This is a genomic window from Vibrio hyugaensis, assembly GCF_002906655.1.
GTDB classification, from domain to species: domain Bacteria; phylum Pseudomonadota; class Gammaproteobacteria; order Enterobacterales; family Vibrionaceae; genus Vibrio; species Vibrio hyugaensis.
In genome coordinates this window covers 2,636,660-2,659,260 of record NZ_CP025794.1, presented here as the reverse complement: position 1 = coordinate 2,659,260, position 22,601 = coordinate 2,636,660, and the positions used below count along the sequence as shown (strand labels likewise).

Here is a 22,601-nt window from a genome sequence, read left to right as displayed (position 1 = left end):
ATTAATTCCCAAACATCAATGCGGTCAGTACAAAGTCTAGTCCCAGTACTGCTAAAGAAGAATGCACTACCGTGCGCGTCGTTGCTCGGCTGATCCCTTCCGAAGTCGGAATCGCGTCATAGCCATTAAAAAGAGCGATCCAAGTAACGGTAATCGCAAACACGATACATTTGATCATGCTGTTACCAATATCTTGGCCTAATTCTACTGACGACTGCATTGCCGCCCAGAAACTACCGTGGTCAACGCCTTTCCAATCAACGCCAACAATTTGAGCGCCCCAGATACCAATAGCCATGAAGATCATCGCCAACAGTGGCATGGAAATCACACCTGCCCAAAAACGAGGAGCGATAACGCGTTTAAGCGGGTCTACCGCCATCATTTCCATACTCGAAAGCTGCTCAGTGGCTTTCATCAAGCCGATTTCTGCGGTTAATGCAGACCCAGCTCGCCCAGCGAATAACAAGGCGGTTACCACAGGCCCTAGCTCACGCAATAGCGATAGAGAGACCATTTGCCCGAGACTGCCTTCCGCACCGTAGTCCACCAGCACGACATAGCCTTGTAAACTCAACACCATGCCGATAAACAAACCCGATACGACAATGATAGCCAGAGACTGCACACCAACGGAGTAAAGCTGCTTCACTAATAACGGGAAGTTTTTGACCGGTTGTGGTCGGGTTACCAAAGCACCAACCAACATTAGTGTCGCACGGCCAAAGGCTTCACAGATGGCCAACGTGCGTCTTCCTAATGAAGCGACAAATTGAATAAAACTATCGACCATCAAATAAATCCTTTTCGATACTTTGAGCGGGAAATCGGAACGGTACCGGACCATCCGCATCACCCAACAAGAATTGCTGCACACGTGGATCTGGATTGTCTTTCAGATCTTGTGGCGTACCAAAAGCAATGATTTTGCCATCGGCCATCAAATAAACCCAATCCGCAATACTCATCACTTCTGGTACATCGTGTGAAACGACAATCGAAGTCAGACCTAGCGCTCGATTCAAATTACTGATCAACTCAACCAATACGCCCATGGTGATCGGATCCTGACCAACAAACGGTTCATCATACATGATAAGGTCGGGATCGAGCGCAATCGCGCGTGCTAAAGCAGCTCGCCTAGCCATACCGCCAGAAAGTTCACTTGGCATCAACTTTGCGGCACCACGTAGACCTACGGCTTCAAGCTTAAGCAGCACCATAGTACGGATAAATTCTTCAGAGAGTTCTGTATGTTCACGTAAAGGAAAGGCAACATTATCGAAAACGTTCAAATCCGTGAACAGAGCGCCTGATTGGAACAACATGCTCATCTTCTTTCGAGCATGGTAAAGCTTCTTACGTGAGAGTGTTGGAATGTTATCGCCATCAAACCAGATCTCACCTTGTTCGGGGTACAACTGACCGCCAATTAAGCGTAACAGTGTCGTTTTACCGATCCCCGATGGCCCCATAATGGCCGTCACTTTCCCTTCTGGCACGTGTAAATCAACGCCATCAAAGATCTTACGTTCGCCTCGTGAAAAAGTGAGATTGTTAACGGTAACTAAATCGTTGTTCGACATACTATCTCTTCTACTGTTTGTGAGTTTGACTCACAGAGTCATCAGCCAACTCAACCCCGATTGTTTTCAAGATATTACGTCGAGAATATCCTAAAGTGACTTCGGTACACTTATTAGGCTGCAATCATAAGCACATTGAACTTGAATTAAAAGCACTGTTCAATTAAATAAAGCCGACCAAATTCAAGCAATTCTTCATAAAATATGACGAAATCAAAGGAAGGTGTTTAAATTCAACTCCAGATAAGCGGTATCAAATACAACACGCGATCGAGCAACAATTAAACACAATTTCGTTACTAACCTTTAATTTATTTGTTGTTTATCTTCCATTTTTGGCTGTGAAAGGTCAAAATTAGCGGTTACTCATTTCACTTATTTTTATTACTTAGGAATCATCATGGTCGAAGCCGTAGCGTTGCTTATCGTCGGTCTTGTTATACTTGTATGGAGTGCAGATAAACTTGTTTTTGGCTCTGCAGCTCTGGCCCGCAACGTCGGTATTTCACCTTTAGTGATCGGCATGACCATTTTGGCGATGGGTTCTTCTGCGCCAGAAATGATGGTTTCTGCAACCGCAGCATGGGACGGTAAAACCGACACAGCTGTCGGTAACGTTCTTGGCTCGAACATCGCCAACATCGCTTTAATTCTTGGTATCACCGCCATCATCAAACCACTTTCCATCAGCTCGGCTGTGGTTCGTCGAGAATTGCCATTGATGATAGCAGTAACCGTGCTGGCTGGTATTTTACTTTGGGATAACCACCTAGGTTTCTACGAAGGCGTATTGCTGTTTGTACTCTTTGCTGCGTTCCTATTTGCCATGTTGCAAATCAGCCGCAAAGAACAAAAAGCGGGCGATGCTTTTGTCGATGAACAAGAATCAGAAGTCCCTGAAGGTGTAAGTAATCCAAAAGCCGTTATGTGGGTTGTGATCGGTCTGATACTTCTACCTTTGGCAGCAAGCATGTTAGTCGACAACGCCGTCATCATTGCAAAACACTTTGGTATGAGTGATCTCGTTATCGGCCTTACTATCATTGCTATCGGCACTAGCCTACCGGAGCTTGCTGCATCTCTAGCAGGCGTTCTAAAGGGCGAAGACGATATGGCTGTGGGTAACATCATCGGTTCAAACGTTTTCAACATTTTGGCGGTAATGGGCCTACCGGGCATCATCAATCCTTCAATGCTAAGTGAATTTGCGATGGGTCGTGACTTTTGGGTTATGCTCGGCGTATCGCTACTGCTTGTGGCAATGTGTCTTGGTAAATCTCGCAGTATCAACCGTTTAGAAGGTTCAATCCTGTTTGTGTGTTTCTTAGGCTACCAAGTGTACCTATTCGCAAACATGGCCGCTTAATAACATAATAAGTAAAGACAAATTGGAGCTCTGATATGTCCACTCAATTTGATTTTCGTGCTGCTGCTAAACAAGTTCTTGATATTGAAGTGACCGCACTTCAACAACTGGACCAGTATTTTGATGCGCAGTTTGAACAAGCTTGCGAATTGATTCTTTCCAATAATGGCAAAGTCGTCGTTATGGGGATGGGCAAATCAGGTCACATTGGCAACAAGATTGCTGCGACCCTTGCAAGTACAGGCACCTCCGCGTTTTTTGTTCACCCTGGTGAAGCTGCGCATGGTGACCTAGGAATGATCAGTGAAGGCGATATCGTCATTGCGATTTCTAACTCTGGTGAGTCTCACGAGATTTTATCTCTATTCCCAGTATTGAAACGTCTGAACATCAAAATTATCAGCATGACAGGCAAGCCTGAGTCGAACATGGCCAAATTGTCGGATATGCATTTGCAAATCACCGTTCCGCAAGAAGCCTGCCCACTTGGTCTTGCACCAACGAGCAGCACAACAGCAACTTTGGTCATGGGCGATGCTCTTGCCGTTGCCCTGCTTCAAGCTCGTGGTTTTTCTGCAGAAGACTTCGCTCTATCACACCCTGGTGGTGCGTTGGGAAGAAAATTGCTGCTCAAGCTGTCTGATATTATGCACTTTGGTAATGCACTACCAAAAGTTGCGCCAGATGCATTGATTCGCGACGCACTTCTTGAGATTTCAGAGAAAGGCTTAGGGATGACCGCGATTGTCGATGAGCACGATGCTATGCTTGGTATATTCACTGATGGTGACTTGCGTCGTACTTTGGATAAACGTATTGATATTCACACCACAGCAATCGGTGAAGTGATGACTCAAAACCCAACAACGGCTCATCCAGAAATGTTAGCTGTTGAGGGTTTGAATCTCATGCAAGATAAAAACATCAATGCTCTGATCTTGTGCGACAACAACAAGATTGTTGGTGCGCTGAATATGCACGATTTGTTGAAAGCGGGTGTGATGTAATCCATCCATCAACAAATGTTTACACAATTTGATTAACAGATTAAGGCAATGGTCAGGGAAGTACTGAGCTAAGATAAAGGCCTTTATTTTATGAGTTTTACTCGCCTTATTTATTTGCTCCTGATCTTCGTTGTCGCATGGTGTGGTTATTATTTGCTGACACCAAAAGGCGATGAAGATATACAGGTTGCACCTAATTTAGAACTGCCTATGTTCAGTGGTACTGGACTAGAAAATATCACTTATGGTGAAAATGGTGTCCGCAGTTACATCATTCGCTCTAACAGCTTGGATCATTACGCCAAGAGTGGAGATACGATTTTTAATAGCCCAACACTGATGGTTTACCGTGAAGGTAGCGTTGTTGAGTGGAAGGTCACTGCAACAAGAGCAGTACTTGATGAAGACCAGATCCTGACGTTATACGACAAAGTTCTCATGCAAAACTTATTGCCTGACGCAAGCTTTGACACCATGGCAACAGACAAGCTGGTCATCAACTTAAGCAATCGTGATTTTAAAGCCGATCAACAAGTAATGTTGGTTGGACCACAATTTGAAACTACCGGAGGCGCAATGCAAGGCAACTTAAAAGCCCACACTGCGACTCTGACAGATGAAGTTCAAGGTCGATATGAAACCGTTACACCTTAGCCTATTGGCATTGGTATTAGCAGCGCCACAAGCGTTGGCACTTAAGTCGGATACGCAACAGCCGGTTTACATTAATTCAGACACCCAGCAGGTGGACATGAAGAGTAACCAGGTGACCTTTAAAGGTGATGTATCTCTTAAGCAAGGTAGCATCAATATCGATGCTGACAGAATTGTTGTAACTCGTGACCCGAAAACGGAAGCGATCAAACAAATTCAAGCATTTGGTAAACCTGCCACTTTCTCTCAATTAATGGACGATGGTAAAACACTCAGTGGTCAAGCTACTGAATTGGATTACCGTATTTCTACTGACGAATTGACCATGAAAGGCCAAGCACAGCTAGCCCAAGACGGTAACACCATCAAGGGCTCATCAATTCGCTACCAAATTGGTCAACAGAAGCTTGTTGCTGACAGCTCGAAGAATGAGCGCGTTACCACCATCCTGCAACCGAACCAAATCGAGAACTAATATGGCAGTACTGAGCGCAAAGAATCTTGCTAAAAGCTACAAGAAACGCAAGGTCGTTACGGACGTGAGCCTCGAAGTCGAGTCTGGTCAAATTGTGGGACTGTTGGGTCCAAACGGCGCAGGTAAAACCACATCGTTTTACATGATTGTCGGCTTGGTACCTCGTGATGAAGGCATCATCACTATCGACGATCAAGACATCAGTATCCTACCGATGCACAGTCGCTCGCGCCTAGGTATCGGCTACTTGCCACAAGAAGCTTCCATATTCCGTAAGTTATCGGTTGAAGACAACATCATGGCCGTCCTAGAAACTCGCCAAGAGTTAACTCGAGAAGAGCGCCAAGATAAGCTTGAAGATTTATTGGAAGAATTCCACATACAGCACATACGCACCAGTGCGGGTATGGCACTATCAGGTGGTGAACGCCGCCGTGTAGAAATCGCTCGTGCATTGGCAGCAAACCCTCAGTTCATTTTGTTGGATGAACCGTTCGCGGGTGTTGACCCAATTTCGGTTAACGACATCAAAAAAATCATTGAACACTTGCGCGATCGTGGTCTTGGTGTGTTAATCACTGACCATAACGTTCGTGAAACCTTGGACGTTTGTGAAAAAGCCTATATCGTAAGTCAAGGACACCTTATTGCTTCAGGAACTCCGGATGAGGTTCTCAATAACGAGCAGGTGAAACAAGTTTATCTCGGTGAACAATTCCGTCTATGATTACATTAGGAACGGTAAGATTCTGAGCATTACAAGGTAAGTAACACTGAATGAAACCTTCATTACAACTCAAGCTAGGTCAACAGTTAGCCATGACGCCGCAGCTACAACAAGCGATTCGTTTGTTGCAATTGTCGACGCTCGACCTTCAACAGGAAATCCAAGAAGCCTTGGACTCCAACCCTTTATTGGAAGTTGAAGAAGGCCAAGAAGAACCTCAAGCAAATAGTGAAGACAAATCAGCACTCGATGCTGCAGACAACAGTGCCAATGAAACTGCCGAGATTGATGTTCCTGATAGCTCAGACGTGATTGAAAAATCTGAAATCAGCTCTGAGCTAGAAATCGACACCACTTGGGACGATGTTTACAGCGCGAACACTGGCAGCACAGGCTTAGCGCTTGATGACGATATGCCGGTCTATCAAGGTGAAACCACTGAATCGCTGCACGATTACCTGATGTGGCAGTTAGACTTAACGCCATTTAGCGAAACCGACCGCACCATCGCGTTAGCCATCATTGATGCGGTTGACGACTACGGTTACCTCACGCTCTCTCCAGAAGAAATTCATGAAAGCTTCGACAACGAAGATGTTGAACTTGATGAAATCGAAGCCGTTCGCAAACGCATTCAACAATTTGACCCCCTTGGCGTTGCCTCTCGCAACCTTCAAGAATGTCTATTACTGCAATTAGCGACCTTCCCAGAAGATACACCGTGGCTCGCTGAAGCGAAAATGGTGCTGAGCGATCATATCGATCATCTTGGTAATCGCGATTACAAGCTCGTCATCAAAGAGACCAAACTGAAAGAAGCAGACCTACGTGAAGTGTTAAAGCTGATTCAGCAATTGGACCCTCGACCTGGCAACCGTATTACTCCAGATGATACCGAATACGTTATTCCTGACGTTTCCGTTTTTAAAGATCATGGCAAATGGACGGTTTCCATTAATCCTGACAGCATCCCAAAACTAAAAGTAAATCAACAATATGCGCAACTGGGTAAAGGCAACAGTGCCGATAGCCAGTATATTCGCAGCAATTTGCAAGAGGCAAAATGGCTGATTAAGAGCCTAGAAAGCAGAAACGAGACGCTTCTCAAAGTTGCAAGATGTATTGTTGAACATCAACAAGATTTCTTCGAGTATGGTGAAGAAGCCATGAAACCAATGGTACTTAACGATGTAGCATTGGCAGTGGACATGCATGAATCCACGATTTCTCGTGTGACTACACAGAAGTTCATGCACACACCACGTGGCATTTTTGAATTGAAGTACTTCTTCTCTAGTCATGTCAGTACAGACAATGGCGGAGAATGTTCGTCCACAGCAATTCGCGCGCTCATCAAAAAGTTGGTCGCAGCGGAAAATACCGCTAAACCATTGAGTGACAGCAAGATTGCTGCTCTTCTGGCTGACCAAGGGATTCAAGTCGCAAGACGTACGATCGCGAAGTATCGTGAATCCTTGGGTATCGCCCCTTCAAGTCAGCGTAAACGCCTACTTTAAGGCACCAACTGAAAAGGAAAGTCTATGCAAATCAATATTCAAGGCCATCACGTTGATCTTACCGATTCAATGCAAGACTATGTTCAATCAAAGTTTCAGAAGCTCGATAGATTCTTCGACCATATAAACCAAGTACAAGTTGTACTAAAAGTTGAAAAACTTAACCAAATCGCGGAAGCTACGCTTCACATAAATCAGGGCGAAATCCACGCGTCATCGAATGACGAAAGTATGTATGCAGCAATTGATTCGCTGGTGGATAAATTAGTTCGTCAACTTAACAAGCACAAAGAAAAACTAAACAGTCATTAATCATGCAATTGAGCGAGATACTGTCACTGGACTGCACCAAAAGTGCAGTCCATTGTACAAGTAAGAAACGAGCCCTAGAGATGATCAGCCAAATTGTTGCTGAAAACACGGGCCAAGATTCAACCGAACTGTTTGAGTGTATGCTCAGCAGAGAAAAGATGGGTAGTACGGGTATCGGCAACGGTATTGCTATCCCTCACGCAAGAATGTCATCCAGCGATAAAGCCATTGCCGTATTACTTCAATGTGATGAAGCGATTGAGTTTGATGCGATCGACAACCGACCTGTAGACCTTCTCTTTGCGCTTCTGGTTCCAGAAGAACAGTGCAAAGAACACCTCAAAACACTATCCTCTATGGCTGAACGCTTGAGCGACAAGCAAGTGTTAAAAATGCTGCGCAAAGCTCAGAGCGATGAAGAACTCTACGACATTATGATTCATCAGTAATCGAGGCGATCACCATGCGATTAATTGTTGTTAGCGGGCACTCCGGTGCCGGGAAGAGTGTTGCCCTGCGCGTACTTGAGGACTTAGGGTATTACTGCGTAGACAACCTACCAGTTAACTTGCTTGATGCGTTTGTAAAGTCGGTATCCGACAGTAAACAGAACGTTGCCGTAAGTATCGATATTCGAAATATCCCAAAGAAACTCAAAGAGCTGAACACCACTCTCGAAAAACTCAAAACTGAGTTAGACGTAACGGTGCTGTTCTTAGATGCGAACAAAGAGACCTTACTCAAACGCTACAGCGAAACCAGACGGATCCATCCGCTGTCGCTTGGCGCTCAATCCTTATCTCTTGATCAAGCCATTGAGTTAGAACACGAGATACTGATGCCCTTAAAAGCACACGCGGACTTAGTGCTTAACAGCAGTGGTCAATCCCTGCATGACTTGAGCGAAACCGTACGTATGCGCGTTGAAGGGCGAGATCGAAAAGATCTGGTGATGGTATTCGAATCCTTCGGTTTCAAATATGGACTACCCTCTGATGCCGATTACGTGTTTGATGTGCGCTTCTTGCCAAACCCGCATTGGGAACCAGCATTGCGCCCTCTTACAGGTCTAGATGCCCCGATTGGAGCCTTCCTAGAGCAACATCAATCTGTACTCGATCTTAAGTATCAAATTGAAAGTTTTATCGAGACTTGGTTGCCTCTGCTAGAAAAAAACAATCGCAGTTACTTAACTGTCGCGATTGGTTGTACTGGTGGTAAACATCGCTCAGTGTATCTCACGCAAAAAATTGGTGAGTTCTTCGCTGACAAAGGCCATCAGGTACAAATTCGCCACACTTCATTGGAAAAAAACGTTAAGGAATAACGGTGGAATTAAGTCGTAAGGTATTGATCCAAAACCGCTTAGGGCTTCACGCTCGCGCTGCGGTAAAACTGGTCGAACTGGCACAAAGCTACGATGCGATCATTACGATCGACAACGAAGAAGATAAAACAGCCACCGCTGATAGCGTTATGGGGCTATTAATGCTTGAGTCCGCCCAAGGGCAATACGTGACGATCCACGCCACTGGCGATCAATCAGAGCAAGCCCTTGATGCGGTTTGTCATTTGATTGAAGATAAGTTTGATGAAGGCGAGTGATTCACTCGCTTTTTTATTTTTAACACCCAAATATTCCACATCGCTTCCCCTTCCTACTTAAATTCCGATAAATAATTTTGTCGACTTTCATAAGTTGTTATTAAAAGGTGCCTAGAATTAAGTTATTATTCAAAGCATTGTAAATATCAGGAATTAGGGGGAATGAATGGCAGAGCAAATAGAATTCGACCAAGCTCACCAAGCCCTCCAAGAAGTCACAGAAGCGCTGGAAAACGGCCGCTTTGTCCATGTTCGTCGCCAATTGCAGGACATGGAACCTGAGGATATCGCCCACCTTTTAGAAGCCTCTCCACGTAAAAGTCGTGAAGTACTCTGGCAACTGACTGACCCAGAAGACTACGGTGAGATTCTTGACGAGCTAAACGAAGACGTCAAAGACAGTCTCGTGTCCAAAATGGCCCCAGAAGCGCTTGCAGAAGCGACGGAAGGCATGGACACTGATGATGTGGCTTACGTACTGCGTAGCTTGCCTGACGACGTCTCACGTGAAGTTCTATCCCAGATGGACACCGCTGACCGTCAACGAGTCGAAACGGCGCTATCCTACCCTGAGGATACCGCTGGCGGATTGATGAACACCGACGTAATCACCATTCGTGGTGATGTGGATGTGGACGTTGTCCTGCGCTACTTACGCATGAAAGGCGAACTGCCAGAAGCAACCGATGCGTTATACGTCATTGATGATGATAGTAAGCTGATTGGCGAACTGCCGATTACCACACTGATTACCACTCAACCTGATGTCAAAGTCAGTGCAGTGATGGAAGATGCCGACGATGCAATTACCGTAGATACCAGTGACTCTGATGTTGCTAGTCTATTTGAACGTCGTAACTGGGTATCTGCACCTGTGGTTGATGAAAACCAACATCTGGTTGGTCGTATCACCATCGATGACGTGGTCGATGTTATCCGTGAAGATGCCGAACACTCAATGATGAGTATGGCGGGCATGGATGACGATGAAGACACCTTCGCACCTGTCGTAAAATCCGCTCGTAAACGCAGTATTTGGCTCGGTGCCAATGTCCTTGCAGCACTAGCGGCGGCCTCAGTATCCAACATGTTTGAAGCAACACTAGAGCAAATGGCGGCTATCGCCGTCTTGATGACCATTGTTCCATCGATGGGTGGCGTTGCGGGTAACCAAACGGTCGCTCTGGTGATCCGCGGTTTAGCACTTGGTCATATTGGTGATTCAAACAAACGAGAACTATTGCTGAAGGAAGCAGCTATCGGTTTACTTAACGGCATCATGTGGGCGCTGATCATCGGCGGTATCGTGGTTGCTTGGAAAGGAAACTGGATGCTTGGCGGTATCATCTCTGCGGCCATGTTGACCAACCTTTTTGTAGCAGGTGTTGCCGGCGTAACCATCCCTATTCTACTCAAGAAAATGAACATCGACCCAGCCCTGGCTGGCGGTATGGCACTGACCACGGTCACTGACGTGATTGGTTTGTCAGTCTTCTTAGGCCTCGCGACCCTGCTGATTTAATCTCATGTCATAAACTGCCATGAACAAGCAATAAAAAAGCCTGATGAGTACATCAGGCTTTTTTGCATCTAGCGGTTAGCGGGGTGATATTATTCGCCCGCCACCTTCATGGTATCAAGCAAGATAGAGCCGGTTTGGATTTGAGAACGCGTTTCCACATCGCTACCCACGGCAACAATTTGGTTGAACATGTCTTTTAGGTTACCCGCAATGGTAATTTCTGATACTGGGTATTGGATTTCACCATTTTCTACCCAGAAGCCAGCAGCACCACGAGAGTAATCACCTGTCACGACGTTCACGCCTTGGCCCATGGTTTCAGTTACTAGTAAACCTGTGCCAAGCTCTCTCAGCATTTGCTCGAAACTTTGTCCCGTCGACTTCACGTACCAGTTGTGGATACCACCAGCATGGCCAGTTGGGTCCATTTTCATTTTACGAGCCGCATAACTCGTTAGCAGGTAAGTCGCGAGTACACCATCGGTGATGATTTCACGATCTTGCGTGTACACACCTTCACTATCAAATGGACTAGAAGCTAGGCCACGTAAGACATGTGGGCGCTCTGAAATATTGAACCATTCTGGAAGTACTTGCTTGCCGAGGTGATCAAGTAAGAAAGAGGATTTACGGTACAGGTTACCACCGCTGATTGCCATCACTAGATGGCCAATCAAACCTGTCGCTACGTCCGCAGCAAACATGACTGGGTACTTACCCGTTTTCAGCTTTTGAGCGTCTAAGCGACTGATGGTTTTTTCTGCGGCACTGCGGCCAACCACTTCAGGAGCCCAAAGGTCGTCACGATGGCGAGCAACGGTGTAGCTGTAGTCACGCTCCATCTCACCATTTTTGCCTACACCAATCACACAACAGCTGGTGCTGTGGCGACTTGACGCGTAGCTTGCCAACAAGCCATGGCTGTTACCGTACACTTTGACGCCGTAATGACTGTCATAGCTCGCACCATCGCTTTGCTTAATCGCATCGCTGTAGTTAAGTGCTTCTTTTTCAGCGGCAATCGCAACTTGTGCTGCGTAATCTGGATCGGGTGCGTCTGGGTGGAAAAGGTCTAAATCAGGCACCTCTTTCACCATATATTCTTTCGGAGCTGGGCCCGCGAATGGATCTTCTGATGTGTATTGAGCGATGTCTAATGCTGCTAACACCGTTTGCTCGATAGCCGCTTCGCTCAAATCGGATGTGGAAGCACTGCCTTTACGTTGGCCACGGTAAACGGTAATACCCAGTGCGCCGTCGCTGTTGAATTCAACGTTTTCCACGTCACCCATGCGAGTGGAAACACTCAAACCCGTGCTCTTGGTAATTGCGACTTCAGCGGCATCAGACTTCGCCGCAGCGATTTCTAGTGCACGTGAAACGGCTTGTTCTAGCTCGGTACGTTGCTCAGCAACCTGCTGTTTAATATCCATTGTCTTTCACATCATGTATTCGATGTACAATAGAATAACAAGAATTTCGCTTTCTCCCCACGATTCTTGTTAAAATAGTCATAATATTAATCAAAACACAGGCAACTGAAATGGCACGTAAGAATCAAAAAGCGCCATGGGAACCAGAAGAAGAGATCATCTGGGTAAGTAAATCCGAGATGAAGCGCGACATGGAAGAGCTGCAAAAGCTTGGCGAAGAGCTTGTCGGCCTTAAGCCAGCAGCTCTCGAAAAGTTTCCATTGAGCGAAGACCTACGCGAAGCAATTGCTGATGCGCAGCGCTTTAAAAACGAAGCACGCCGTCGTCAACTGCAACGTATCGGTAAGTTAATGCGTTACGAAGATCCAGAGCCAATCCAAGCGGCACTAGACAAAGTTCGCAACAAACACTCGCAAGCAACAGCGGCACTACACAAGCTTGAAGCGCTGCGTGATCGTGTAGTCGAAGAGGGCGACAAAGCAATTGATGACGTTATGGAGCTTTATCCAGAAGCAGACCGTCAACGTCTACGCCAACTTGCTCGCCAAGCAGCGAAAGAGAAGAAGGCCGGTAAACCAGCAAAATCTTACCGTGAAATTTTCCAAATTCTAAAAGCCTTGAACGAAGAAGAAATCTAATTCAATGCTTAAGAACGCAAAAAGCAGACCTTTGTGTCTGCTTTTTTTATGCCTATTTTCTAGTATTACGCTAGACGATTGAGGTTCTCACCACGATCAAACGCGTTAATATTCTCAATTAAAATCTCAGCTAAACGCTGTATCGAAGAATCACTTCCCCACGCAACATGCGGCGTTAGTAGCAAGTTAGGCAAATGCATATTCGCAATCAACGGGTTGCTTTCATCAGCGGGTTCTTGGGTAAAGACATCAAACCCAGCCCCAGCAATCTCACCTTGCTTTAACCCATCGACCAAAGCTTGCTCATCCACCAAGCCGCCACGTCCGGTATTAATCAAAATAGACGTTGGCTTCATCTGCTTAAGTTCCGCTTCACCAATCAAATTATGTGTCTCATCATTCAATGGACAATGTAGCGTGATGGCGTCCGCTTGATCCAACATCTCGGTAAAAGAAACATAGCCTTCTCGGCACTCTGTTACACCTTTACGTTCTGCAAACAACACATTCATACCCAATGCTTTTGCCAATTGTGCCGTTGCTTGACCTAATGCGCCGCTGCCAAGCACACCTAAGGTGCTGCTTGCAACATCTCCAATCGGATGCGTAAAGAAACAGAACTGCTTGTTGCGCTGCCATTCGCCAGCAGCGATATCTTGGTGATAACCAAACAAGTTACGACGCAAAGCAAACAGCATCGCGATAACGTGTTCTGGCACAGAGCGGGTCGCATAGCCACGCACGTTGGTAACCGCGATGTTGTGCTCGGCGCAATAGTTTACATCGACGTTATTAAAGCCCGTTGCCGCGACGGCAATCATCTTGAGGTGAGGAAGTTGAATGAGAACAGATTGGTCGAGCACCACCTTGTTGCTGATCACGATATCCGCATCAGCAAGACGCTCAACAACTTGCTCAGAAGAAGTCAGATCGTATTCCACCCAATCATGGGCAAAGCTTGGACGAGGTATTTGAATTTGGGCTGGGATGGTCGCTCGGTCGAGGAAGACCACTTTAGGCAGTGACATAACAACTCCTTGTTCACTGCCTAAAGATGAATTTATGGACGTGGCAGTGTTTTGTAATCTGGTAATTTACGCGCTGGGTTGAAATAGTCAAAGATCATCTCTTCCGCTTCTAGGTAAAAATCACAAGGAACAAAAATACTGCGCAACCAATCGGTTTTCGGGTGATAAAAGCTCAGCTCTGCGGCGTGCAACTCTAGACGTTCAGAGAAGGCTTTTGCTTCTTCTGTTGCGTAGAACTCATCACCCACAATTGGGTGACCTAACGCTTGCATATGAACACGCAATTGGTGTGAGCGGCCTGTAATCGGCAATAAACGCACAATCGTCGTCTTTGAACCATCAGGGTGTTCTTCTCGCTTCGCTACTTGGAAGATCGTCCTAGAGGGTTTGCCATCTTCAAAGCATACTTTCTGCAGAGGACGATTCGGCCAATCACAAATCAAAGGCAGATCGATCTCGCCCTCTTCTTGTTCAATATGGCCCCAAACACGTGCGTAGTAGATTTTATGCGTCAATCGGTATTGAAACTGTTTTTTTAACGCACTTTCTGCACGCTTGTTTTTAGCAAGAACCATTAAGCCAGAAGTGCACATATCTAAACGATGCACGACTTGAATGTCTGGATATTGCTCGGTTAAGCGACTCCACATGCTGTCGTGATGCTCAGCAAGACGCCCCGGCACAGAAAGCAAACCAGATGGCTTGTTTACCGCCAAAATTTGCTCATCTTCAAAAACGACATCAATCCAAGGGTCGGTTGGTGGATTGTACTCAAGCATTGCCATGGGCAGGATCTCTACAGAATAAAAACGCGCTGATTATACCCAAGAGATGCAAAGATGCATGCAGAAAAATCGCTTAAATCCTGCCTCTTTTTACCATCGATATAACTTTTAGAAATAACAAAAACAACCAAGTCAATAACGAAGAGAAAAATTAAAAAAATCACTTCGTAAATATAAATTGACAAGCTGAGCGGTAATGTTATTTATAAGCACTAGTTGACACAAAAAGGACAATAATAAATGGAATCCGCAGTATCCGATCAACCCCAATCCAAAGTCTCGCAATTCTTCCGCTCTCTTGGCCCTGGTATTCTCATGGCCTCTGCCGCCGTCGGTGGTTCTCACCTTGTTGCATCCACCAAAGCTGGGGCTATCTACGGCTGGCAACTTGCGGCGCTCATCCTGCTGGTAAACCTTTTTAAATACCCATTCTTCCGAGCAGGCGTGCAGTACACCATGGGCACTGGTAAAACGTTGGTTGAAGGCTATGCCAAACTTGGTCGCCCATACTTGTGGTTGTTCTTATTCCTCAGTTCCGTTTCTGCGGTCATCAACACAGCAGCACTGTTGATGTTCAGTGCGAGCTTGTTGGGCTATTTCATTCCATTTTCTTTGTCGATGGCATCACTCAGTGTCATTGTTTTGGTAACATGTTTAGTGATTTTATTCGTCGGCCACTACAAAGCACTGGATACACTTTCAAAAGTCATTATGACGGTCTTAACGATAGCGACGCTACTTGCGGTTGCGATAGCGTTTGGAAACCCTGTAGAGCCTGTTGCGAACTTTGAATCCCCTTCTCCGTGGTCAATTGCTGCCATCGGCTTTATCGTTGTGACCATGGGCTGGATGCCTGCTCCAATCGAGATCTCTTGTTTAACGTCTGCGTGGCTAAAGCGCCAAACTAGCCAACAAGAAGTTACGGCAAAATCTGCCCTGTTTGATTTCAACGTCGGCTACATTGGTACTGCGGTATTGGCTTTGGTGTTTGTATCACTAGGTGCGTTGATGCTGCACGGTTCAGGTATTGAGCTTAAGAGCTCCGGCGTAGGCTTCTCCCATCAGCTTGTTGGCTTGTACGCCTCAACCATTGGTGAATGGTCACGTTACCTGATTGCTGTGATTGCGTTCTTTTGTATCTTCGGCAGCACCATTACGGTAATTGACGGCTACTCGCGTGTGATTTCAGACTCTCAACGGTTGCTGCGTTCACAACCAGAAACCGATCCAAAAGCGACGTCGGCCATCATGCTTATTGTTTCTCTATGTGCTTTAGGTATCGTTGTTTTCTGGGCTTCAGCACTATTACCGATGTTGAACTTTGCCATGGTATTGGCGTTTATGACGACGCCATTCTTCGCGCTTTTAAACTATATTCTAGTGAGTAAAACCGACTTGCCTAAGCCATTGGCGCTGGGTCGTAAATTGAAGTGGTTGTCGATTGCTGGTTTGATTTACTTATTCGGCTTCTTAGCGCTATTCATTTGGTGGAAGTGGTTGATGTAATCAGCTGTGAGCAATCAACTGAGCTTATGAGATAAAAGCTCAGATAAAGAAAAAGGTCTTCAATTGAAGACCTTTTTTCGTTTGTATGGACGCTGATTAGTTGTGGCTGACGACAATTAAACGTAGCGAATCTAGCTGAACCTGAGCTTGGTTGATATAACCTGTTAGCTCTTTGATTTGTTCTTCAATCGCTTCAATTTCTTCGTCACGGATGTTCGGGTTAACAGCTTTCAGTGCTTGTAGGCGCTCAAGCTCTGCATTCAAGCTTTGTTGCATGTCTTGCTGTGCTTGCTTGCGAATCTCTTCCACTTTCTGCTCAACCAATGCGTCACCCGCTTCGATGAGGCTGTGGATGTCTTTCTGTACTGATGTCACTAGCTTGCTGCCTAGGTGACGGTTTACTGGGCTAAGCTGACGGTTGAAACCTTCAAACTCAACCTGAGAAGACAGATCATTACCACGACCGTCCATCATCATGCGGATTGGCGTCTTCGGTAGGAAACGCGTAATACCGCTGCGTTTTGGTGCTTGCGCATCCACCGCGTAAACCAACTCAAGCAAGATAGTGCCCACTGGTAGCGCTTTGTTCTTCAGCAAAGAAACCGCTGACGTACCCACACCTTCGCTCATCAGCAGATCGATACCGCCTTGAATCATTGGGTGTTCCCAACTGATGAAGTGCATGTCTTCGCGAGACAGCGCGGTATCGCGGTCAAACGTGATTGTCGCGCCTTCGTATGGCAAACCTGGGTAGCTTGGCACCATCATGTGCTCAGATGGAGTTACAATCAGTGCGTTTTCACCCTTGTCGTCTTGGTTCAGACCGATGGTATCGAACAGAGACAACGCGAATGTCACTAGGTTTGTATCGCCATCCGTCGATGCGATTTTCTCAACGATTTGCTGCGCTTTATCGCCGCCGTTTGAGTGCATTTCTAGCAGGCGGTCACGACCTTGCTCAAGTTGTGATTTCAGCTCTTTGTTCATCTTCGCTGATTCTTCAATCACTTCATCAAGGCTTGAAACATCACCAGATGCCAGCATTTCAATCAGTGCATCAGAGTACTTATCGTAAACCGCGCGACCTGTTGGACACGTTTCAGCAAACGCGTTCAGACCTTCATCGAACCAACGCGCAAGGATCGCTTGTGAAGTACCTTTTAGGTAAGGTACGTGGATGTCGATATCACGCTTCTGACCGATACGGTCCAGACGGCCAATACGTTGCTCTAACAAGTCTGGGTTGAATGGCAAATCGAACATCACAAGCTGGTTAGCAAACTGGAAGTTACGACCTTCTGAGCCGATTTCGCTACAGATAAGAACCTGCGCGCCACCTTCTTCTTGTGCGAAGTAAGCCGCTGCTTTATCACGCTCAAGAATCGACATGCCTTCGTGGAATACGGTTGCACGAATACCTTCACGCTCACGCAATGCTTGCTCAAGTTGCAGTGCAGTGCTTGCACGAGAAGCGATAACCAATACTTTATCGCTGCGCTTCTCTTTTACTTTTTCAAGTAACCAGTTCACTCGTGAGTCGAACTGCCACCAGCTTGAATCTTCGCCTTCAAATTCTTGGAAGATTTCTTCTGGGTAAAGGTTCTTCACCGCGCGCGCTTCTGGTGTCATCTTGCCACCGATCATGCCTGATACACGCATTGACGTGGTGTACTGCTGCGGAATATCCATTGGCATGAGATGCACGTTGCGCTTCGGGAAACCTTTGATTGCAGCACGTGTGTTACGGAACAGCACTCGACCTGTTCCGTGACGGTCCATCAGGTTGTCGATCAGTTCTTGGCGTGCTGACGCTTTCGCTTCTTCATCACTGTCGCTTTCGATAATACGGAATAGCGGCTCAACGTCCTGCTCAGAAAGCAGTTCTGTAATTTGGTTTTTCGCTTCGTCTGGCAGTTTCTCACCAGAGAATAGCGACGTGATAGCATCCGCAACAGGTGCATATTGCTCTTCTTCTTCAACAAACGCTTCATAATCGTAGAAACGATCTGGATCTAGAAGACGTAGACGAGCGAAATGGCTCTCACGACCTAGCTGCTCTGGCGTTGCGGTAAGCAGTAACACACCCGCTGTGCGTTCTGCCAAGCCTTCTACCACTTGGTATTCGCGGCTTGGTTTGTCTTGGCTCCACTCTAGATGGTGCGCCTCATCGACAACCAATAGATCCCACTCACCTTCTAGCGCTTGTTCAAAACGCTTACGGCTCTTACGTAGGAAATCCAGTGAACACAGTACGTATTGCTGCGTATCAAATGGGTTTTCTGCTTCTGCAAAAGCTTCAATACAACGTTCTTCATCGAAGATAGAGAAGTGCAGGTTGAAACGACGCATCATCTCAACGAGCCACTGGTGTTGCAGTGTCTCTGGTACCACGATAAGAATACGCTCGGCACGACCCGCCAGTACTTGTTGGTGGATGATCATGCCCGCTTCGATGGTTTTACCAAGACCCACTTCATCCGCTAGCAATACGCGAGGCGCGTGACGGCGACCGACTTCGTGTGCAATGTACAGCTGGTGAGGAATCAAACCTGCACGCATGCCACACAGACCACGCATTGGGCTCTTGTGTTGTTCAAATTGGTTTTGTAGCGCACGGTAGCGAAGTACAAAGTTGTCCATGCGGTCGATTTGACCTGCGTACAACTTGTCTTGCGGTTTGTTAAAACGAATGTGGTTGCTTAGGAAGATTTCACGCAACACGATCGCCGTTTCTTGCGTGTCTTCACGAGTACCGAAATAGGTGTATAAACCTTCATCTTCCAGTACTTCTTCAACTTTTAATGACCAACCTTCTTGGCAATCGATGACATCACCGACGTTGAACGTTACTCGGGTAACTGGTGCATCGTTACGTGCGTAAACTCGGTTTTCCTCTGATGCTGCAAACATCAATGTCACAGTACGAGCATCCATTGCCACTACGGTACCTAAACCTAAATCGCTTTCCGTATCGCTAATCCAGCGCTGCCCCAAAGCAAATGTCATGAATTGACTACCTCGTTGTTGTTTCTTGTTGGTCTCTACCCATCCCGATGGGCATGGATATTAGTTTAGATCTGATTCTGGCTTCTGCTATGCCAATCGTGCTTGTCATGCCACTTTGTGCTGTGCATTTTTAAGCCAGCTGCACATGATAAATCGGACGTAGCCTATACGCAGAAAAAGGTCGCTAATCTTACTTGAAGCTGTGATTTAGGTCACGTCGAAACCGCCCAGAGGACAAACTTTTTTTCCTGAATTAGGAATGCAATCAAATTGTAAAAAACTCATGACAATTATTAAGTTGTAAGAAGTAAATATTACGTATACTTCTATTGAGGGGCGCTTAGAGTCATCGTGCATGATTTGAGCGCATTAAGTACACGATTAGGATCAACACGGGTTTGCAGTAAGTTGTCTTGCTACTCGGTTGCGCACTAACCGACATTGCCCGACAACCTCTATTGCAAGCAATCAGAGTTAGGAAGTCTGTTCCTTCTTAACTACTAGCCAGCAAAGCCGCGCTGCGGCAAGGAGACGCTATGGGCGATACCGATCGGAAACTATTTGTACTCGATACCAACATTCTTCTTCATGAACCCTTCGCCATCTTCTCTTTCCAAGAACACGATGTCGTCATCCCTATGACTGTGTTGGAAGAACTCGATCGAATCAAAGACAGCAAACGTGATGTTGCACGAGATGCACGCGTTGCGATTCGCGCTTTGGAGGATTTATTTAGAGAAGCCACGCCTGATGAAATTTCAGAAGGCATTCCCGTTTCTAAAGACAACCCAAGCCAAGGCACCATCTCTATTTTGGCGGACTTCGAATTGCAGGAAACCGTCAAAGCCTTCGCCGACAAAGCCGGTGATAACCGCATACTCAATGCGGTGCTTTATCTGCAAAACAAACGCGCACCACGCGAAGTTGTGCTCGTAACCAAAGACATCAACATGCGTTTGCGAGCCAAAGGTGCTGGCGTACGTTTCGTTGAAGACTATCGTACGGATCAGCTGATTGATGATATCCAATACCTCACCAAAGGCTTTCAACAACGTGAAGGCGAATTTTGGAGTGGTGTGGATGAGGTGGAAAGCTACACGCTGGGTGGAAAAACGTTCCATAAACTCAGCCGCGAACCGTTCGACCCGACCTTTATTAATCAATACGTGATTGATGAAGAGAGTGATTTTGTAGGTCGAGTAGAAACCATCAATGAAGATAAGCTCACCTTGCTCGACCTCAGCCGTGAACGCATGATGCATCGCCGCGCTTGGGACATTACACCGAAAAATATCTATCAAGGCATGGCGATGGATGCCCTGCTCGATCCAGATATTGATTTGGTTATTCTGACCGGTGCCGCCGGTAGTGGTAAGACACTGCTCGCCATGGCAGCTGCATTGGAACAAACCATTGAAAAAGGCATGTTCGATAAGATCATCGTGACGCGTAACACGCCAGATATTGGCGAGTCGATTGGTTTCTTACCGGGCTCGGAAGAAGAGAAAATGATGCCTTGGTTAGCAGCGGTGACCGATACCTTGGAAGCGCTGCACAAGAACGATCATTGCACCGAAGGTTCGATGAAGTACATCTGTGATAAAGCCAACATTCAGTTTAAGTCGATTAACTTTATGCGTGGCCGCTCTATCCAGAACGCCTTTGTCCTGCTCGATGAGTGTCAGAACTTAACCGCTTCACAAATCAAAACCATCATCACCCGTTGTGGTGAAGGCACTAAGATTGTGTGTTCCGGTAACTTGGCACAGATTGACTCTCACTACCTAACCCCAGTGACGTCTGGTTTGACGTATATGGTTGAACGTTTCAAGAACTTTGAAGGCAGCGCCAATATCCACCTAAATGGTGTGGTGCGAAGTCGCTTAGCAGAGTTTGCGGAAGAGAACCTATAGCGAATCATCTCCCCCTAAAACCAAAAGAGCGCTCAATGAGCGCTCTTTTTAATTCTGCTTCAGATGAAGTTTATTCAGTGCCACCAACGGTGATGGAATCAAGCTTCAATGTAGGCTGACCAACGCCAACCGGCACACTTTGACCCGCCTTACCACACACACCAACACCTCTGTCGATGCTTAGGTCGTTACCAACCATAGAGACTTGCTGCATCGCTTCAATACCGGAACCGATGAGCGTTGCGCCTTTCACTGGGCGAGTGATTTTACCATCTTCAATCAAGTACGCTTCCGATGCAGAGAACACGAACTTACCAGAAGTGATATCCACCTGACCGCCACCGAAGTTTGGTGCGTACAGACCTTTCTTCACCGTAGAGATGATCTCTTCTGGTGTGTGCTCACCCGGTAGCATGTAAGTGTTAGTCATACGTGGCATTGGTAGATGCGCATAAGACTCACGGCGACCGTTACCTGTTGGGTTTACACCCATTAGACGTGCGTTTAGCTTGTCTTGCATGTAGCCTTTTAGCACACCATTTTCGATAAGCGTGTTGTACTGACCGTTTACACCTTCATCATCGACGTTCAATGATCCGCGTAGGTCTTTCAACGTACCATCATCCACGATAGTACAAAGTGGAGACGTCACTTGCTCACCCATCTTGCCAGAGAACACTGATGACTCTTTGCGGTTGAAGTCACCTTCTAAACCGTGACCTACCGCTTCGTGCAGCAATACGCCCGGCCAGCCAGAACCAAGTACCACAGGCATCATGCCTGCAGGTGCCGCTTCTGCTTCTAGATTCACTAGCGCCATACGAATCGCTTCATCAGCGAATTGGAAGGCTTGTTTCACGCCATTCGTTTCAGACAGAAAGAAGTCGTAACCGAAGCGACCACCACCACCAGCACTGCCGCGTTCACGACGATCGCCTTTTTCAGCAAGAACACTGATTGAAAGACGAACAAGCGGGCGAATGTCACCAGCGTAAGTACCGTCGGTTGCAGCAACCAACATTTGCTCATGGACACCACTGATGCTGATCGACACTTCTTTGATCATTGGCTCTTTGGTACGAATGTACGCATCTAGAGACAACAACAGTTCGGTTTTTTGTTGCTTTTCCCAGCTTGCTAATGGGTTTACCGCATCGTAGTAAGCTTGGTTATCAGAACGTTTGAATGCGTGCACTTTGCCATTTTGGCCTTGCTGCGCAATACCACGCGCGGCAATCGCACTTTGCTTCAAACCGTCTAGTTGAATTTGGTCTGAATAGGCGAAACCGGTTTTCTCGCCTGTGACTGCTCGTACACCGACACCACAGTCAATATTGAAAGAGCCATCTTTAATGATGCTGTCTTCTAGAACCAGAGACTCGTGCCAGCTGGACTGAAAGTAAATGTCCGCATAATCGATCTGGCGCGTCGCAATGCTCGCTAGTGTGTCAGCGATGTCTTGCTCTGTCAGACCGTTTGGGGCAAGGAGTGCCTGTTCTATTTGGTTTATGCTCATAGTTA

At 46.6% G+C, this 22,601-nt stretch carries 21 protein-coding genes; 14 read left to right on the top strand and 7 right to left on the bottom strand.

The genetic code is table 11. The annotated features are described in order from the left end of the window. Nucleotide 1: 1 nt before the first annotated feature. Nucleotides 2–793 (bottom strand): lipid asymmetry maintenance ABC transporter permease subunit MlaE, encoded by a 792-nt coding sequence (gene mlaE, locus C1S74_RS13095; RefSeq protein ID WP_038879694.1) that lies wholly within the window; start codon nucleotides 791–793, stop codon nucleotides 2–4. Further along, a complete protein-coding gene (gene mlaF / locus C1S74_RS13090) occupies nucleotides 783–1,586 on the bottom strand; it encodes a phospholipid ABC transporter ATP-binding protein MlaF (RefSeq protein WP_045400537.1) in 804 nt (267 codons plus the stop codon). The genes mlaE and mlaF overlap by 11 nt, the downstream gene beginning before the upstream one ends. A 400-nt stretch (nucleotides 1,587–1,986) precedes the next feature. Here mlaF and C1S74_RS13085 point away from each other — a divergent pair, with 400 nt between their 5' ends. The 11 genes from C1S74_RS13085 to mgtE all read left to right on the top strand — a co-directional run bounded on the left by C1S74_RS13085 (nucleotide 1,987) and on the right by mgtE (nucleotide 10,771). Then, nucleotides 1,987–2,952, top strand: coding sequence for a calcium/sodium antiporter (locus C1S74_RS13085; RefSeq protein ID WP_045400534.1), 966 nt, complete (start codon nucleotides 1,987–1,989; stop codon nucleotides 2,950–2,952). A 35-nt stretch (nucleotides 2,953–2,987) separates the two neighbouring features. Beyond that, nucleotides 2,988–3,959 carry an arabinose-5-phosphate isomerase KdsD gene (gene kdsD / locus C1S74_RS13080; protein ID WP_039975700.1) on the top strand — a complete coding sequence of 324 codons (972 nt, stop codon included), beginning with the start codon at nucleotides 2,988–2,990 and terminating at the stop codon, nucleotides 3,957–3,959. Nucleotides 3,960–4,049: 90 nt separating this feature from the next. After that, entirely contained in the window at nucleotides 4,050–4,613 is a 564-nt protein-coding gene (gene lptC, locus C1S74_RS13075) for an LPS export ABC transporter periplasmic protein LptC (RefSeq protein WP_038864505.1), read from the top strand. Continuing rightward, a complete protein-coding gene (lptA, locus tag C1S74_RS13070; protein ID WP_038864506.1) occupies nucleotides 4,594–5,088 on the top strand; it encodes a lipopolysaccharide transport periplasmic protein LptA in 495 nt (164 codons plus the stop codon). The genes lptC and lptA overlap by 20 nt, the downstream gene beginning before the upstream one ends. A 1-nt stretch (nucleotide 5,089) precedes the next feature. Further along, nucleotides 5,090–5,815, top strand: a complete 726-nt coding sequence (lptB, locus tag C1S74_RS13065) for an LPS export ABC transporter ATP-binding protein (RefSeq protein WP_038864508.1) — start codon at nucleotides 5,090–5,092, stop codon at nucleotides 5,813–5,815. A gap of 50 nt (nucleotides 5,816–5,865) precedes the next feature. Next, complete coding sequence (locus C1S74_RS13060; protein WP_045400531.1) at nucleotides 5,866–7,332, top strand: RNA polymerase factor sigma-54; 1,467 nt, start codon at nucleotides 5,866–5,868, stop codon at nucleotides 7,330–7,332. A gap of 24 nt (nucleotides 7,333–7,356) precedes the next feature. Continuing rightward, on the top strand, nucleotides 7,357–7,644 hold the full coding sequence (gene hpf, locus C1S74_RS13055; protein ID WP_039975697.1) for a ribosome hibernation promoting factor: 288 nt from the start codon (nucleotides 7,357–7,359) through the stop codon (nucleotides 7,642–7,644). A 2-nt stretch (nucleotides 7,645–7,646) separates the two neighbouring features. Further along, the gene (ptsN, locus tag C1S74_RS13050; RefSeq protein ID WP_038864515.1) at nucleotides 7,647–8,093 is read left to right on the top strand and encodes a PTS IIA-like nitrogen regulatory protein PtsN; all 447 of its coding nucleotides are present in this window, start codon (nucleotides 7,647–7,649) and stop codon (nucleotides 8,091–8,093) included. 14 nt (nucleotides 8,094–8,107) lie between these two features. Then, complete coding sequence (gene rapZ / locus C1S74_RS13045) at nucleotides 8,108–8,971, top strand: RNase adapter RapZ (RefSeq protein ID WP_038864517.1); 864 nt, start codon at nucleotides 8,108–8,110, stop codon at nucleotides 8,969–8,971. Between the two features lie 2 nt (nucleotides 8,972–8,973). Next, nucleotides 8,974–9,249, top strand: coding sequence for an HPr family phosphocarrier protein (locus tag C1S74_RS13040; RefSeq protein WP_038879700.1), 276 nt, complete (start codon nucleotides 8,974–8,976; stop codon nucleotides 9,247–9,249). Nucleotides 9,250–9,415: 166 nt separating this feature from the next. Then, a complete protein-coding gene (gene mgtE / locus C1S74_RS13035) occupies nucleotides 9,416–10,771 on the top strand; it encodes a magnesium transporter (protein ID WP_038864521.1) in 1,356 nt (451 codons plus the stop codon). 89 nt (nucleotides 10,772–10,860) lie between these two features. Here the strand turns inward: mgtE and pmbA are convergent, their stop codons facing one another. Further along, complete coding sequence (gene pmbA, locus C1S74_RS13030; RefSeq protein WP_045400529.1) at nucleotides 10,861–12,204, bottom strand: metalloprotease PmbA; 1,344 nt, start codon at nucleotides 12,202–12,204, stop codon at nucleotides 10,861–10,863. 110 nt (nucleotides 12,205–12,314) lie between these two features. Between pmbA and yjgA the strand changes: the two genes are divergently transcribed. Beyond that, on the top strand, nucleotides 12,315–12,842 hold the full coding sequence (gene yjgA / locus C1S74_RS13025; RefSeq protein ID WP_038864526.1) for a ribosome biogenesis factor YjgA: 528 nt from the start codon (nucleotides 12,315–12,317) through the stop codon (nucleotides 12,840–12,842). A 65-nt stretch (nucleotides 12,843–12,907) separates the two neighbouring features. Here yjgA and C1S74_RS13020 read toward each other — a convergent pair whose 3' ends face one another. Both C1S74_RS13020 and rluA read right to left on the bottom strand, forming a co-directional pair. Next, nucleotides 12,908–13,870 carry a D-2-hydroxyacid dehydrogenase gene (locus C1S74_RS13020; RefSeq protein ID WP_045400527.1) on the bottom strand — a complete coding sequence of 321 codons (963 nt, stop codon included), beginning with the start codon at nucleotides 13,868–13,870 and terminating at the stop codon, nucleotides 12,908–12,910. Nucleotides 13,871–13,902: 32 nt separating this feature from the next. Next, entirely contained in the window at nucleotides 13,903–14,655 is a 753-nt protein-coding gene (rluA, locus tag C1S74_RS13015; protein ID WP_045400525.1) for a bifunctional tRNA pseudouridine(32) synthase/23S rRNA pseudouridine(746) synthase RluA, read from the bottom strand. A 240-nt stretch (nucleotides 14,656–14,895) separates the two neighbouring features. Here rluA and C1S74_RS13010 point away from each other — a divergent pair, with 240 nt between their 5' ends. Next, nucleotides 14,896–16,161 carry an NRAMP family divalent metal transporter gene (locus C1S74_RS13010; RefSeq protein ID WP_045400523.1) on the top strand — a complete coding sequence of 422 codons (1,266 nt, stop codon included), beginning with the start codon at nucleotides 14,896–14,898 and terminating at the stop codon, nucleotides 16,159–16,161. 96 nt (nucleotides 16,162–16,257) lie between these two features. Here C1S74_RS13010 and rapA read toward each other — a convergent pair whose 3' ends face one another. Then, nucleotides 16,258–19,167 (bottom strand): RNA polymerase-associated protein RapA, encoded by a 2,910-nt coding sequence (gene rapA / locus C1S74_RS13005; RefSeq protein WP_038864536.1) that lies wholly within the window; start codon nucleotides 19,165–19,167, stop codon nucleotides 16,258–16,260. A gap of 536 nt (nucleotides 19,168–19,703) precedes the next feature. Between rapA and C1S74_RS13000 the strand changes: the two genes are divergently transcribed. Further along, complete coding sequence (locus C1S74_RS13000; RefSeq protein WP_045400520.1) at nucleotides 19,704–21,080, top strand: PhoH family protein; 1,377 nt, start codon at nucleotides 19,704–19,706, stop codon at nucleotides 21,078–21,080. A gap of 70 nt (nucleotides 21,081–21,150) precedes the next feature. Here the strand turns inward: C1S74_RS13000 and tldD are convergent, their stop codons facing one another. Continuing rightward, nucleotides 21,151–22,596, bottom strand: a complete 1,446-nt coding sequence (tldD, locus tag C1S74_RS12995) for a metalloprotease TldD (RefSeq protein WP_005438159.1) — start codon at nucleotides 22,594–22,596, stop codon at nucleotides 21,151–21,153. Nucleotides 22,597–22,601 lie beyond the last annotated feature (5 nt).

Excerpts from the sequence above, each read along its gene's own strand:
- mlaE (WP_038879694.1), bottom strand. The coding sequence starts at position 793 with ATGGTCGATAGTTTTATTCAATTTGTCGCTTCATTAGGAAGACGCACG.
- mlaF (WP_045400537.1), bottom strand. The coding sequence starts at position 1,586 with ATGTCGAACAACGATTTAGTTACCGTTAACAATCTCACTTTTTCACGA.
- C1S74_RS13085 (WP_045400534.1), top strand. The coding sequence starts at position 1,987 with ATGGTCGAAGCCGTAGCGTTGCTTATCGTCGGTCTTGTTATACTTGTA.
- kdsD (WP_039975700.1), top strand. The coding sequence starts at position 2,988 with ATGTCCACTCAATTTGATTTTCGTGCTGCTGCTAAACAAGTTCTTGAT.
- lptC (WP_038864505.1), top strand. The coding sequence starts at position 4,050 with ATGAGTTTTACTCGCCTTATTTATTTGCTCCTGATCTTCGTTGTCGCA.
- lptA (WP_038864506.1), top strand. The coding sequence starts at position 4,594 with ATGAAACCGTTACACCTTAGCCTATTGGCATTGGTATTAGCAGCGCCA.
- lptB (WP_038864508.1), top strand. The coding sequence starts at position 5,090 with ATGGCAGTACTGAGCGCAAAGAATCTTGCTAAAAGCTACAAGAAACGC.
- C1S74_RS13060 (WP_045400531.1), top strand. The coding sequence starts at position 5,866 with ATGAAACCTTCATTACAACTCAAGCTAGGTCAACAGTTAGCCATGACG.
- hpf (WP_039975697.1), top strand. The coding sequence starts at position 7,357 with ATGCAAATCAATATTCAAGGCCATCACGTTGATCTTACCGATTCAATG.
- ptsN (WP_038864515.1), top strand. The coding sequence starts at position 7,647 with ATGCAATTGAGCGAGATACTGTCACTGGACTGCACCAAAAGTGCAGTC.
- rapZ (WP_038864517.1), top strand. The coding sequence starts at position 8,108 with ATGCGATTAATTGTTGTTAGCGGGCACTCCGGTGCCGGGAAGAGTGTT.
- mgtE (WP_038864521.1), top strand. The coding sequence starts at position 9,416 with ATGGCAGAGCAAATAGAATTCGACCAAGCTCACCAAGCCCTCCAAGAA.
- pmbA (WP_045400529.1), bottom strand. The coding sequence starts at position 12,204 with ATGGATATTAAACAGCAGGTTGCTGAGCAACGTACCGAGCTAGAACAA.
- yjgA (WP_038864526.1), top strand. The coding sequence starts at position 12,315 with ATGGCACGTAAGAATCAAAAAGCGCCATGGGAACCAGAAGAAGAGATC.
- C1S74_RS13020 (WP_045400527.1), bottom strand. The coding sequence starts at position 13,870 with ATGTCACTGCCTAAAGTGGTCTTCCTCGACCGAGCGACCATCCCAGCC.
- rluA (WP_045400525.1), bottom strand. The coding sequence starts at position 14,655 with ATGGCAATGCTTGAGTACAATCCACCAACCGACCCTTGGATTGATGTC.
- C1S74_RS13010 (WP_045400523.1), top strand. The coding sequence starts at position 14,896 with ATGGAATCCGCAGTATCCGATCAACCCCAATCCAAAGTCTCGCAATTC.
- rapA (WP_038864536.1), bottom strand. The coding sequence starts at position 19,167 with ATGACATTTGCTTTGGGGCAGCGCTGGATTAGCGATACGGAAAGCGAT.
- C1S74_RS13000 (WP_045400520.1), top strand. The coding sequence starts at position 19,704 with ATGGGCGATACCGATCGGAAACTATTTGTACTCGATACCAACATTCTT.
- tldD (WP_005438159.1), bottom strand. The coding sequence starts at position 22,596 with ATGAGCATAAACCAAATAGAACAGGCACTCCTTGCCCCAAACGGTCTG.